Source organism: Neoakkermansia glycaniphila, from assembly GCF_900097105.1.
Lineage (GTDB): Bacteria > Verrucomicrobiota > Verrucomicrobiia > Verrucomicrobiales > Akkermansiaceae > Akkermansia > Akkermansia glycaniphila.
In genome coordinates, this window is sequence record NZ_LT629973.1 from 1,969,774 (window position 1) to 1,982,326 (window position 12,553).

Below are 12,553 nucleotides of genomic sequence, written 5' to 3' on the forward strand. Positions count from 1 at the left end.
TCGGTGTTGGGGGAGATTGTGCTGTTTGATGCTCTTTGTAAGTAAGATACTGCAAGTTTTCTGGTTTTTTGCCGGAAAAATATCATGAAAATATGCCATGAAGAAGAAAGCGGCAAAATTCGTTGTTAAATAATGTTGACTATTGTTGGGATGGGTGTATCCTCCGTTTGTTCTTTCGGCTGAGTATCTGCCGATTCGTTTCTGTATGAGCAAACAAATTTTATTTTCCCTGACCATGTTCCTGTTTGGCGCATCGGCTGCTTTTGGCGGTATATCCAAAAAAGACCTTTACGATTACTGGGATTTCAATACGGGGAATAATGGCGCATGGAAAATACCGACCTATTCTTCAGGAGGCAAGCCGGATATTGCGATCGGAAATAATGCGACATCGAAATGGGATCCGAATTACGGATACGGTTATATTCCCAACAAGTATGATTCGGGAAATGGTTCCATGTTTGCCAGCTTCAAGGAAGGCGGAGATGTTACGGTGAAATACACCGGAGACAGCAGGCCTACATGGACGGATAGCGATGGAATGAGTATTTCCATGCTCCTTTGCAACGGCAATGTCGGTGTATGGGATTCATCGTCCCACGGCTTTTATTGCGAGACCGAATTCGCCAATTCGGTGACGGGTGCAGCATCGCGGTTTTATTTTGCTTTTGTTCCGGAGGCGGATCATCAGAATATGAAGTTCCAGACGAATATGCCGGGCGACTGGTCCGATGTCAACGTTGTCATGCCTTTGCCTCCTCAGGACAAGCTGATTTCTCTCGTCTTGACTCTTTCCGAAGGAAATCTTTCCATGTATCTTGACGGTACTCTGTTGCTGACGTGCGGCCAATCTACCGGGCAGGATTTCGATTTCAACGTGTTGAATTCATTGCAGATCGGCGGTCCGGCTCCGGAGGGGTCGGAATTCGACGGATTGAGAGACGGGCAGATGGGTAGTTTCGTTGTCGATGAACTGGCCATCTGGAATAAGGTGTTGAATGCGGACGAGATGGCTTTCGTTCGTGACAAGGAGATCAATACTCTCCCGGTGCCGGAGCCTTCTTCGGTTCTGTTGTCCTGCGCGGGGATGGCTGCTTTTGTCCTGCGCCGCCGCCGCAGGGTATAGCTTTTTCTACACCATTCGTGCCGCGGCGCATGGGATGCGTGCAGCTGATGGTTTCATGCAAAAAAAACTGCCTTCCGTATCGGAGAGGCAGTTTTTTTGCGATATGAATTCGTTTGGAATTAACCCTGCGGTTCCGCACCGGGAGCGAGCTGCTGCACGGTGACGTTGCTGTTCGAGAATTTGCAGCTTTGCTGCGTGGTCTGGTTGGCGTTGTCCGCCGTGCGGCGCACATCGAAGGAGCAGAGGCCGGAGAGGGTGAGTCCGGAGCCGCTGATACCCGGCAGGGATGCATCGAGCTGAACGTTGGTGTAGGTGTAGCGCACGCCTTTGTCGTCCGTGATGTCCATCGTGGAGGTGATGTCGAGGTGCAGGATGACTGCCTTGGTCGTGCTGGATGCGGGTTTCCACGTGTAGGTGCCCTGGGCGATCAGCGTGGAACGGTCGGAGCGGTAGGCCTTGAAGGTGGTGTCGTCGAACTCGGTGTAGACCCAGCTTTTCGCAAACTGCGGAGCGGTGGCGGTCGTGTCGGTGCTGCTGATGAGGTCGCTGTCGTTGAAGAGCCCGGTCGGCGAGATCATCTCATAGCCGTCCAAGGTCTGGTTGACGTTTGTATCCGCACCGGAATCGCTGCTGCTGCTGCACTGGGTGAGGGCGACCGGGCTGCAGAGAGCGGCGCCGAGAAGGAGGAGATGCTGCCATTTCATGACGGAGTGCAAGAAGTGTGTGGTTGATGGGTAAAGAGGCCGTTACTGCGCCAGTTTGGTGAGGGTGACGATGGCGTTCGAGAAGCGGTAGTTGCGCGGGTAGGAGACGCTGCCGCCCGTGGTGGTGGTGGCGGTTTCCGTGTAGGAGCAGATGCCGGAGTAGACATCGCGGTAGGCCATGCGGGAAAGTGCGCCGGAGAGCCTGATGTTGGTGTAGGAATACGTGACGGAGTCGATCGTTTTTTCAAGGTCGGTCGTGAAGACGAGTTCGAGGATGGTGGATTCTCCGGTCGTTCCCTCGACCTTGTTGGTGTAGGTTCCCTGTCCGAGTACGGAGTAATCTTCGCGCAGCGCGGTGAAGGTGTTGCCTTCGAAGCGCGTGTATTTCCATTCGGTGGAGAAGAAGGGTGTCGCATTGGTGGAGGGCAGTTTGCCGCTGGGGCCGCTGATATCATTGCCCTCGCCGTCGATGTCCGCATCCGAGGCGTAGTCTCCTGCGGAGAAGATCCCGTTGACGAAGGTCATCAGGGTGCCGTTCAGGCTGGAGTCGGCCGGCGCTTTGACGAGCGATTCGTTTTCGCTTGAGGAGTTGCACTGCGTCGTGAGAACCAGAGTGCTCGCCAGAGCCGTGCAGAGGAAAAGTATGCGATGGATTTTCATGGCAGAAGTGATGTCGGCGCCTCGAATGCATATGGAGGAAACAAACAGGCGTTCTGTATTCTACTATGAAGGGTTCGGGAAGCAAGCTCAAAGTGAGGGGGCGACGGTTTTTTCTTTCCCCGTTCCGGAGACGTGTGCGTGGATGCGGCTGGCAGCATGGAATCGTCCGGTTTGCGGAGAGAAAAGGCGGGATGTCCAACCGTTTTTTATTGCGGTATGATTTTTTGTGCAGTATGGTCTGGATGCGCCCCGGGGTGCATGAATTTTTACAATAATCAAGATGATATCCGTATTGAAGATCATGGGGAAATGTTGGTGCCTGGGGCTGCTGGGCATGGTGTCCGCAGTTCCGGGACAGGCCTCGGAGAATGAGGCGAAGCAAGGTGTGGCGGATGTCGTGCCGTTCCGAGCCGATTCTTCGTATGTGTCGCGGCATGATATCGTGTACCAGTCTCCGATGAAGGTGCCTGTGGAAGGAGTGCCTTTGGGGAACGGGAAGATGGGCGGTCTTGTGTGGACGCAGGACCGGGGTATCGAGTTCCAGATTCACAAGGATGATATCTGGTCGAATTCCGAGGCGGGCCACAGCGGCCGCGTGCCCCGGCATGCGGCGCGAGTGAGGCTTGATTTCGGCGTACCCGTGTTCAGCTGGATTCATGCGCTGAACAATTTTCAGGGCCGCCTGTCTCTGGAGCGCGGGGAGGCTTCCTTTGCCTCCCAAAGCAATTTCGGCGATGTGCAGGTGCGCACATGGCTGGCGCAGGATCGCAACGTGTGGGTGATCGAGTGCGAGGGGAGTGAAGATGCCGCTCCGGTGACGGCGCATCTGGAGAGGATCGGCAGCCGGGCGTTCGCCTTCTGGTACAGCGGCGGTTTTGACAGGCAGCCCGGCACGGCGCTGGGCGGCAGCAATCCGCAGGTGGCATCGGACGGACGGACGGTGCTTTTGACGGAGAAGGGCAGCGGTATGGATTTCGTGGTCGGTATGCGCGTGGCGGGGAACGGCAAGGCCCGTGCGGAACGCCTCAACCGCTTCAGCGGCGAGGTGTCCGCTCCGTCAGCCAAATGCCGGATTCTCGTGGCTGTGGCGACGGCGGAGGATTCCCCGAATCCCGCCCAGGCGGTGCAGGCTTTGCTGGATGGCGCGGAGAAGGCGGGCGTGGAGCAGATGCGCAAGACGAAGGATGAGTGGTTCAAGCGTTTCTGGAACAAGTCGTTCGTACATCTTGGTGACGATTATCTGGAAAATCTCTGGTATCTGAGGCGGTATCTGATGGGGTGCGGATCGCGCGGAAAATACCCGGTGATTTTCAATGGCGGCCTGTGGCGTTGGAATCGCGATGTGACCAACTGGGTGTCTCCCCACCACTGGAATATGCAGCAGCAGTACTGGGGACTGTGCGCCCAGAACGATGTGGATTTGATGCGCCCGTATTGGGAGACGTACAACCGTATGGCGGAGAAGCCGGGTATGAAGAATCTGGCAGCCGCCCGGGGTGCGAAGAACGATGCGATTCTGTTGGCCGAGATGCACGATTTCGACGGGACGATGGTGGACCAGAACCGGGGCGATATGGTGCATGCTTTTACGCAGGCGGCGCAGGTGGCTTCGCGTTTCTGGGAGGTGTACGAGTTTACGAAGGATAAGGAGTTTTTGCGGAAGACGGCGTATCCGTTCATGCAGCGTGCGGCGAATTTCTATTTGCAGAAGCTGGTGTGGGATGAGGGACGCAAGGTTTTCACGATGAACGGTTCCGTTTATGAGGATGGGAACGGTTTCGGCCCGGCGAAGGAGCCGGAGAGCGATCGCGAGTATATAGAGGATCTGTTCCTTTCCTGCATCGCGGCTTCGAAGGAGCTGGGTATTCAGGGAGAGCATGTGGCGAAGATGCAGCACGTACTCGACCATCTGTGGCCGAGGCTGTATATGAATAGTCCGAAGTATCCGGCAGGTGAGGTCATTGCTCCGACCAACGGAGGCAGGTATGAGCCTCACGGCTGGGCGATCGGAGGTCTGGCCGCATTCCCTTCCGGCAATATCGGCATCGATCAGCGCGAGACGAAGGAGGGCAGGGCCGTGGCGAATTTCGTCAAGGGTACGGAGTCGATGTATTCCCATCATCCTACGCCGGTGATCGCCGCTCGCATGGGGATGGGAGACGATGCGCTGCGCCTGCTGAAGACGGGGGTGCAGACGATGCAGTATTTCCCGTCCGGCCTGATGTTCAACTGCACGGGCTATCCCGACAAGATTTACCAGCTTGACCACAAGACGAATATGGTGGGCCGAATCAATCTTCTGTGGAAGGATTTCTACCAGTGCGGGATGGAGACGACGAGCCTCGTTTCCCTTGCGCTGACGGAGATGCTGCTGCAAAGCAACGAAGGGAAGATTCGCGTGTTCCCGGCGGTTCCGGCCGAGTGGAAGGATCGGGAGATGGCTTTCAAGTTGCTGGCGCGGGGAGGTTTTCTCGTGGCGGCGGATTGGAAGAAGGGTTCCGTCGGCAGTATCGGTATCGCGAGCCGCTTGGGCGGAGAATGCGTGCTGCAGAATCCGTGGCCCGGCAAGGCGGTGGAGGTGCGTCAGGGGGCGAACGGTGCCGCCGTGGCCGTCCGTGAGAAGGGGGCGGATGTGATCGCTTTCGATACCGTGGCGAACGGCCAATACCGGATAACTCCGGCCGGGGTTCCGGCGAATGCCGAGCCGGTTCTGTACCGGTCGACGCCGAATAAGGCTCCGAAGAAGGCCGAATGGGGGCCGCGTACGATCGGTACCGGGCAGAATATGTAACGGAGATCATCAGTTTCCGAACAACCTTCCGAGGCTCTGTGGCCGACGGAAGGTTTTTTTGCGCTGTGCCTGCGGGTGTGGTTCGTCGTCTGTCCGCAGGGAGGCGGGAAGGGATCGGCGGGAATCAGTCTTCGCTGAGCATGTCGCGCAGGGAGTTGAAGAAGCTGGCGGAGTCTTCCTGCGAGACTTCTTCGGACATGATGTCGTCGTATTTGCGGAATTCGATGAGTTCCGGCGGGATTTCGTCGAGGAAGGCGGAGCGTTCGCAGGCGGTGGGGGTGCCGTACATGGTGCGCCGGGCGCAGTAGGTCATGGTGAGGCGTTCCTGCGCTCGGGTGATGCCTACGTAGAAGAGGCGGCGTTCTTCATCGGTGTTGCCGTCGTCGATGGAGCGTTTGTGCGGGAGGATGCCCTGTTCGACGCCGACGAGATAGACGGTGTGGAATTCGAGTCCTTTGGCGGCGTGCATGGTGATGAGGCAGACGCCGGATTTTTTTTCGATGTCGTCGTCGTCGTTGTCCTGGTCGAGGGTGATCTGGGCGAGGAAGTCGGTGAGGGTTTTGCCGGGCTGCCAGTAGGTTTTGAGCGCGTTGCGGATGTCGCCCATGGAGATGAGGCGTTTTTCGCGTTCGACTTCCGTTTTGCAGTTGCGGGTGATGAATTCCTCGTATTCGGTTTCCTCCATGAGTTCGTCGAGTATTTCGGCGAAGTTGCGCTGGCTGGCGGAAAATTCGGTGCCGAAGCGGGTGATGAGTTCGGTGAAGGCGTTGATGCTGTTCTGGGTGCGGGTGGAGCATTCCGCGAGGAAGGAGAGGTCGCACAGGGTGGCCCAGACGCTTTTGCCGTGTTCTCGGCTCCAGTCGATGGCGAAGGAGGCGGTGTTGGAGCTGATGCCGCGGGCGGGAGTGTTGAGGATGCGGAGGAGGTGGAGGTCGGCGTCCGGATTGTCCATGACCTGCAGGTAGGCGACGAGGTCTTTGATTTCCTTGCGGTCGAAGAAGCTTTGCGCGCCGATCATGCGGTAGGGGATGCGGTGTTCACGCAGGGCCATTTCGACGGGGCGGCTCTGGGTGTTGGCGCGGAAGAGGATGGCGAAGTTTTCCCAGGGGTGTTTGTGGAGGCGGCGTTGTTCTTCGATGTCGTCCACGATGTACTCGGCTTCTTCCTGAAAGCCGGGCATGGCGATGAGGCGTACGGGTTCGGTGCCTTCCTTCTGGGAGCGGAGCGTTTTTTCGCGGCGGCCTGCATTGTTGGCGATGAGGGCATTGGCGACGTCGAGCACCTGCCGCGTGCAGCGGTAGTTTTCTTCGAGCTTGATGACGGTGGGATCGGGGAAGAAGCGTTCGAATTCGAGGATGTTCGAGATCTGTGCGCCGCGCCAGCCGTAGATGGACTGGTCGTCGTCGCCGACGACGCAGACGTGGTGGCCGGGGCCGACGAGCTGCCGGAGGAGGCTCATCTGGAGGGAGTTGGTGTCCTGGAATTCATCGACGGTGATGCGGGAGAAGCGTGTGCGCCATTTTTCCCGGATGTCGGCATGGTTGCGGAGGAGGTGTTCGGTGAGGATGAGGAGGTCGTCGAAGTCCACGGCATTCTGCGCGCGGATGGCGCGCTGGTAGGCTTCGGCGACGGTGGAGATGAGGTTGTCCTTGATGTCGGCGATGTTCTGCCCGTTGTTGCGGACGCGGCTGAGTTCGGTGAGGACGGCGCCGGGTTCGAGCTTTTCCTTGCCGCCGCCGTGCTGCATGATGAGCTGGCGGAGGAGTCCTGTCTGGTCGCTTCCGGTGTAGATGGTGAAGTTTTCCTTGTAGCCGAGGCGGCCGATGTCCTGCCGCAGGATGCGGACGCAGAGAGAGTGGAAGGTGCAGATGGTCATGGCGCGGGCCGCTTTGCGGGAGACCATGGCGGCGGCGCGGTCGGCCATTTCGTTGGCGGCCTTGTTGGTGAAGGTGAGGGCGAGGATGCCTTTGGGGTTGATGCCCTTGTCCACCATGTGCGCGATGCGGCAGGTGACGGTGCGCGTTTTGCCCGTGCCGGCTCCGGCGAGGATGAGGACGGGGCCGTTGAGGGTTTGCACCGCCTTTTTCTGCGCGGCGTTGAGGCTGTCGATCGAGAAGGATTCGGCCATGGGTCGGGTGTCGCTGCTCGCCGGGGTCAGAGGGCTTTGCCGAGGATGGCGCCGGGGTAGAGGGCGTGCCCGGAGAAGAAGCTTTCCGCGCTCATTCGGCGGCCGCCTTCCGGCTGGAGGGTGGAGATGCGGATGGCGCCCTTGCCGCAAGCGACGATGAGGCCGCAGCCGTTGCTTTCGAGGACTTCGCCCGGTACGGTGTTGGCGGGGAGGTCGCTGATGGGGATGAGGTCGACGGGGGGGAAGATTTTGAGGTTTTTCTTGCGGTCGCGGCGGACGGAGGGGTAGTCGGTGTAGGTGCCGGGCCAGGAGTGGTAGGCACGGATTTTGCGGGCGATGATGTAGTCCGGCTGCTTCCAGTCGATGAAGCCGTCTTTGCGGAGGAGTTTCGGTGCGTAGGTGGAGAGCTGTTCGTCCTGCGGTTCGCGGGGGGCGGTGCCGTCGCGCAGCTGGTTGATGACTTCCAGAAGGGCTTCCGGCGTGATGGCTGCGAGCGTGTTCTGGAGGTCTTCGGCGGTTTCCGTGCCCCGGAGGGGGATGCGGCGGTGGGTGATGATGTCGCCCGCGTCGAGCCGTTTGACGACGTGCATGATGGTGACGCCCGTTTCGGAGTCTCCGGCGTCGATGGCGGCCTGGATGCAGGCGGCTCCCCGGTGGCGGGGCAGGAGGGAGGCGTGTGCGTTGATGCAGCCCATGCAGCCGAGAGCGATGACTTCTTCGGTGAGGATTTGCCCGTAGGCCATGACGACGAGGAGGTCGGGCTGCATGGCGGCGAGTTTCGCGACGGCTTCGGGGGCGCGCATGCTTTCCGGCTGAAGAACGGGGATGCCCGCTTCGACGGCGTGAAGCTTGATCGGGGGGGGCGTGAGATCCTGATGGCGGCCGACCGGGCGGTCCGGCTGTGTGACGAGTGCGACCAGTTCCCCGCTTTCTTTCAGGGCGTGGAAACTGGGAATGGCGATATCACCTGTGGCCATGAGGACGATGCGCATACAAGAAGAAAGTGCCCTGATTGGACGTTTTGGTCAATCTTGAAATGCTCCGGGCGGCGTTTTTTTTGATGGAAGAAGGTAAAAAAAGCCTGTGTGCGAGGTGCACACAGGCTTGATGGTAAGGTTTTCGCGGTCTTTTTTAGAAGGTGACGCCCACACCGACGCTGAGTACGTGCTGGGTGAGGTTCGGATCGACGTACATCTTCTGGAATTCGTATCCGAGGTTGATCTGGATGGATTCGGAAGCGATGAATTTGAAGCCCGCGCCGATGGAGTAGGTGAACTCGCTCTTGGTGTCGGAGTCCGTGCGGGTGCTGTACGTGTTGAAGTTGCCGGGCTGGCGAAGGGTGATGTTGTCGGTGTTGTCCTGATTCCAGATGACGACACCGGCCTTGCCGCCGAGGTAGAAGAGAACATTGTCGGTGATGGCGATGTTCAGGTTGTAGCCGAGCATGATCGGCATGGCGAACTGGTCGCCTTTCCAGTCGTGCGTTTCCGTGCCCGTACCGATGGTTTCGGTGAAAGTCTTGGTCTTGTCTCCCCAGAGGGCGGCGACGCTGAGGTTCCACTGGTGGCGGAAGTCGGCGTTCTGGTTGTTGTAAAGGTTGAGTGCGAGACGGGGTCCCATCATGTCGCCGTAGTTGTCGCTGTTGCCGCTGATGGCGTACACGAAATCAAGGGAGTAGGTGGGTTGCCAGTCGTAGCTGGTGAGCGCTCCCGGTTGAGGAGAGGGCAGCACGTACGGAGCGGCATAGGCAGGAGTGAGGAATGCGAGGATTCCGACTGTTAAGAGGAGCTTTTTCATAACCGAGAATGTCTATATCAAATCCACGGGGGTACTTCAAGCTTTTTTCTGCGGGGGAGGGGTGAACGGTGCGTTTTTTTCCTCGCGCCGCCGGATCAGGGCTGAGGATGGGGGAGTTGTGCGAGTTTTTGCTGTGCGGAGTCGGGCACTTCAACGAGTTTGATGCGGCCGGAGGTACCGTGCAGGAGGGTGATTTCGGATTTGCCGAGGCCGAGAAGTTCCGCCAGATAGGCGATGATTGCGCGGTTGGCTTTGCCGTCCACGGGCGGGGAGGCTATTTTGAGTTTGAGTACGGTGCCTGCCTGCGGGTGTTCTTCCCAGCCGAGGCATTCGTTGCGGCGTGCGCCGGGGGTTATTTTGAGAGCCAGTTTCATGGCTGCGCCTGTTGTTCGCGGGCGACGAGGTCGGCGTATTTGACGCCGGAGCCGCCGAAGAGGTCGAGCGAGCTGCCGACGGTGGCGTCGATGCTGCCGCCGCTGAGGCGGTCGATGAGGTCGAGGTCGGCCATGGTGGCGATGCCTCCGGCATAGGTCATCGGGCGGCCTTTCCACGAGCCGAGGAGAGCGACGAGTTCTTCGTCGATGCCTTGGCAGAGGCCTTCGGCATCCGCCGCGTGGATGAGGAATTCGGCGCAGTGTTCGGCGAGGGAGTCGAGGGTGTCGGTGGTAATGCGGAGGGAGGTGATGGTTTGCCAGCGGTTCATGGCGACGGCCCAGCCTCCGGCAAGCCTGCGGCAGCTGAGGTCGATGACGAGGCGGTTCGCGCCGACGGCGGAGACGAGTTCCTGCAGGATGTGTTTCTGGAAGATGCCGTCGCGGTTGAAGAGGCAGGAGGTGACGATGACGTGGCTGGCTCCGGCGGCAAGCCATGTTTCGGCGTTGGTGGCGTCGATGCCTCCGCCGATGTGGAGGCCGCCGGGATGGGCGGCGAGGGCGGCGCGGGCGGCTTCGTCGTTGCCGGGGCCGAGTTTGATGACGTGGCCCCCGGTGAGGCCGTCCCTGCGGTAGAGGTCGGCATACCATTCCGCCGGCTGCGTGGCGACGAAGTTGGTGCGGAGGGAGTTTTCGTCGTGGTCGTTGAGTGAGGAGCCGACGATTTGTTTGACGGCTCCGTGGTGGAGGTCGATGCAGGGGCGGAAGCGTGTCACGCGGGAGAGTATAAGGGAAGGCGGTGCGATTTCAAGGTTTTTTGCACAGGGTTGGGGTGCTAGGAGGTGGTGGGTTCGGCGGAGTCATCGGCGATGAGGTCGCGCAGGGGGGCGTGCTGCGGGAGGTTGAGGCCGGGGTCGGTTTCGAGGATGGCGGTGGCCATGTCCCTCCCCCGGTGGATGAGGCGGGTGTCCGAGAGCCATTCCATGAAGCGGACGCGGCCGAATCCGCTTTGGGCGGTGCCGAGGACGTCGCCGGGGCCGCGGAGTTTGAAGTCTTCTTCGGCGATTTCGAAGCCGTTGATGGTGCTGCACATGACGTCGAGCTTGCGGCGGTTGTCGTCTCCCGCTTTGGCATCGCTGAGGAGGATGCACCAGGAGCGGTGTTCGCCGCGGCCGATGCGTCCCCGGAGCTGGTGGAGCTGGGAGAGGCCGTAGCTTTCGGCATTGTTGATGATCATGACGGTGGCGTTCGGGACGTCCACGCCGACTTCGACGACGGTGGTGGCGACGAGGATGGCGGTTTCGTTGTTCCGGTATTGCTGCATGACGGCGTCTTTTTCTTCCGGGCTCATGCGGCCGTGCAGGAGACCGACGGAGATGTCCGGGAATTGCTGCTGCCAGTAGTCGTATTCGGCGGTGGCGGAGGCCGTTTTGCGTTTGTCGTTTTCTTCGATGAGAGGGGAGACGATGTAGATTTGCCGCCCGGCTTCGATCTGCTCGCGGAGGAAGGTCTGGATTTTGTCCAGCGCCTTGCGGGGGCGGAGGACGGTGGTGATTTCGCCGCGCCCCTTCGGCAGTTCGTCGACGAGGGAGACGTCGAGATCTCCGTAGAGGGTGAGGGTGAGGGTGCGCGGGATGGGGGTGGCGGTCATGACGAGGACGTCGGGCGCGTTGCCCCGGCGGACAAGTTTTTCGCGCTGTTCGACGCCGAATTTATGCTGTTCGTCGATGACGGCGAGTCCGAGGTTGCCCGGCGCGTTTTTTTCGTAGAGCAGGGCATGGGTGCCGACGATGATTTTCGGTTCTCCGTCGTCGGGGCCTTCGATGTCGATATGGCTGTCGTCGCGGCGGTCGGAGGTGCGCAGGGAGAGGCGTACGTCGAGCGGGGCGAGGATGCGGCGGAAGTTGTTGTAGTGCTGTTCGGCGAGGATTTGCGTGGGCGCCATGAGGACGGCCTGTTTGCCGCTTTCGACGGCGAGGAGCATGGCGCAGAGGGCGACCATGGTTTTGCCTGAGCCGACGTCTCCCTGTACGAGGCGGTTCATGGGGTGCGGCTGTTTCATGTCGCGGTAGATTTCGCGCACGCACCGTTTCTGGGCTTCGGTGAGGGAGAAGGGTAGGCTTTCCGCGAGTTCCTGCACAAGGTGGGAGGTGGTGGCCGTGATCTGCCCCGGCGTGCGGCGGGAGTGGTGCCGCTTCCACAGGATGCGGAGCTGCTGTTCGAAGCATTCGGCGAGGGCGAAGCGCATGCGGGCTTTGCGGACGAGCGGGGTTTCTGCCGGGAAGTGGATGTCGCGCAGGGCCTGTGCGTAGGGGTATTGCGGGGCGATGTCGTAGCCGGGGGAGGGCAGGTCGTCCGGCAGGCTGTGGACGACGGTATGCACGATGGTGCGGAGTCTGCGCGCCGGGATGCCGGAGATAGAGGGGTAAACGGGGACGATGCGTTCCATGTGGATGCCTGCCGGAGCTTCGGCGGCAGCGGGAGCAGGAGGGAGGCTTCCGCCGAGGGAGGCTTCGGCAAGGCGGAGGCCTGCGGATTCTTGTTCGATGATTTCGAATTCGGGGTTGACGATGCTGTAGCTCGATCCGTATTTTTTCGGTTTGCCGTAGATGACGAGTTCCTGCCCGGTGGCGATGATTTTGCCGACGTAGGGCATGTGGAACCATTTGAGGGAGAGGCGGGCTCCGGGTATGCCCCGAGAGTCTTCCACATCGGCCTGGAAGTAGCGCATTTTCGGGATGAATTTCCAACCGGTGTCCGTGACGCGGACTCGGAGGCAGACAGGTGCGCCGCCGCTGAGGGAGTCGAAGCCGTCGAACCGCCTGCGGTCTTCATGGCGGCGCGGCAGGTGCATCAGGATGTCGCCCGCCGTGCGGAATCCCGCTTCCGCCAGAATGCCGAGTTCGCGAGGTTCGATCGTCGCGCAGGAAGCGAGCGGGGTTTGCAGGGTCGTGGTCATGGGGGCGGGAGCCGGAG

General features: G+C 60.1%; 10 protein-coding genes. 2 read left to right on the plus strand and 8 right to left on the minus strand.

All coding sequences use genetic code 11. From position 1 onward, the window contains the following. Positions 1–235: 235 nt before the first annotated feature. Positions 236–1,126 (plus strand): LamG-like jellyroll fold domain-containing protein, encoded by an 891-nt coding sequence (locus tag PYTT_RS08215; RefSeq protein WP_071133394.1) that lies wholly within the window; start codon positions 236–238, stop codon positions 1,124–1,126. Positions 1,127–1,245: 119 nt separating this feature from the next. Here PYTT_RS08215 and PYTT_RS08220 read toward each other — a convergent pair whose 3' ends face one another. Together PYTT_RS08220 and PYTT_RS08225 are read right to left on the minus strand one after the other, a co-directional pair. Then, the gene (locus PYTT_RS08220) at positions 1,246–1,830 is read right to left on the minus strand and encodes a hypothetical protein (protein ID WP_067774238.1); all 585 of its coding nucleotides are present in this window, start codon (positions 1,828–1,830) and stop codon (positions 1,246–1,248) included. A 42-nt stretch (positions 1,831–1,872) separates the two neighbouring features. Continuing rightward, positions 1,873–2,490: a hypothetical protein gene (locus PYTT_RS08225; RefSeq protein ID WP_067774235.1), complete on the minus strand. Its 618-nt coding sequence runs from the start codon at positions 2,488–2,490 to the stop codon at positions 1,873–1,875. Between the two features lie 301 nt (positions 2,491–2,791). On the opposite strand from PYTT_RS08225, the gene PYTT_RS08230 reads away from it, so the two are divergent. Then, positions 2,792–5,281, plus strand: a complete 2,490-nt coding sequence (locus tag PYTT_RS08230; RefSeq protein WP_156850350.1) for a glycosyl hydrolase family 95 catalytic domain-containing protein — start codon at positions 2,792–2,794, stop codon at positions 5,279–5,281. A 124-nt stretch (positions 5,282–5,405) separates the two neighbouring features. Here PYTT_RS08230 and PYTT_RS08235 read toward each other — a convergent pair whose 3' ends face one another. From PYTT_RS08235 to recG, 6 genes are all read right to left on the minus strand, one after another. Then, complete coding sequence (locus PYTT_RS08235; protein ID WP_067774229.1) at positions 5,406–7,409, minus strand: ATP-dependent helicase; 2,004 nt, start codon at positions 7,407–7,409, stop codon at positions 5,406–5,408. A 26-nt stretch (positions 7,410–7,435) separates the two neighbouring features. After that, positions 7,436–8,401, minus strand: coding sequence for a methionyl-tRNA formyltransferase (gene fmt, locus PYTT_RS08240; RefSeq protein ID WP_067774226.1), 966 nt, complete (start codon positions 8,399–8,401; stop codon positions 7,436–7,438). 139 nt (positions 8,402–8,540) lie between these two features. Then, positions 8,541–9,206, minus strand: coding sequence for an outer membrane protein (locus tag PYTT_RS08245; protein WP_067774223.1), 666 nt, complete (start codon positions 9,204–9,206; stop codon positions 8,541–8,543). Between the two features lie 95 nt (positions 9,207–9,301). After that, positions 9,302–9,580, minus strand: a complete 279-nt coding sequence (locus PYTT_RS08250; RefSeq protein WP_067774220.1) for a DUF167 domain-containing protein — start codon at positions 9,578–9,580, stop codon at positions 9,302–9,304. Further along, the gene (gene hisA / locus PYTT_RS08255) at positions 9,577–10,353 is read right to left on the minus strand and encodes a phosphoribosylformimino-5-aminoimidazole carboxamide ribotide isomerase (protein ID WP_067774217.1); all 777 of its coding nucleotides are present in this window, start codon (positions 10,351–10,353) and stop codon (positions 9,577–9,579) included. Before hisA ends, PYTT_RS08250 begins: the two co-directional genes overlap by 4 nt. 59 nt (positions 10,354–10,412) lie before the next feature. Then, positions 10,413–12,536 carry an ATP-dependent DNA helicase RecG gene (gene recG / locus PYTT_RS08260; RefSeq protein WP_067774214.1) on the minus strand — a complete coding sequence of 708 codons (2,124 nt, stop codon included), beginning with the start codon at positions 12,534–12,536 and terminating at the stop codon, positions 10,413–10,415. Positions 12,537–12,553: the final 17 nt, after the last annotated feature.

What these genes read in the sequence shown, in the direction of transcription:
- PYTT_RS08215 (WP_071133394.1), top strand. Translation starts at nt 236, where the DNA reads ATGTTCCTGTTTGGCGCATCGGCTGCTTTTGGCGGTATATCCAAAAAA.
- PYTT_RS08220 (WP_067774238.1), bottom strand. Translation starts at nt 1,830, where the DNA reads ATGAAATGGCAGCATCTCCTCCTTCTCGGCGCCGCTCTCTGCAGCCCG.
- PYTT_RS08225 (WP_067774235.1), bottom strand. Translation starts at nt 2,490, where the DNA reads ATGAAAATCCATCGCATACTTTTCCTCTGCACGGCTCTGGCGAGCACT.
- PYTT_RS08230 (WP_156850350.1), top strand. Translation starts at nt 2,792, where the DNA reads ATGGGGAAATGTTGGTGCCTGGGGCTGCTGGGCATGGTGTCCGCAGTT.
- PYTT_RS08235 (WP_067774229.1), bottom strand. Translation starts at nt 7,409, where the DNA reads ATGGCCGAATCCTTCTCGATCGACAGCCTCAACGCCGCGCAGAAAAAG.
- fmt (WP_067774226.1), bottom strand. Translation starts at nt 8,401, where the DNA reads ATGCGCATCGTCCTCATGGCCACAGGTGATATCGCCATTCCCAGTTTC.
- PYTT_RS08245 (WP_067774223.1), bottom strand. Translation starts at nt 9,206, where the DNA reads ATGAAAAAGCTCCTCTTAACAGTCGGAATCCTCGCATTCCTCACTCCT.
- PYTT_RS08250 (WP_067774220.1), bottom strand. Translation starts at nt 9,580, where the DNA reads ATGAAACTGGCTCTCAAAATAACCCCCGGCGCACGCCGCAACGAATGC.
- recG (WP_067774214.1), bottom strand. Translation starts at nt 12,536, where the DNA reads ATGACCACGACCCTGCAAACCCCGCTCGCTTCCTGCGCGACGATCGAA.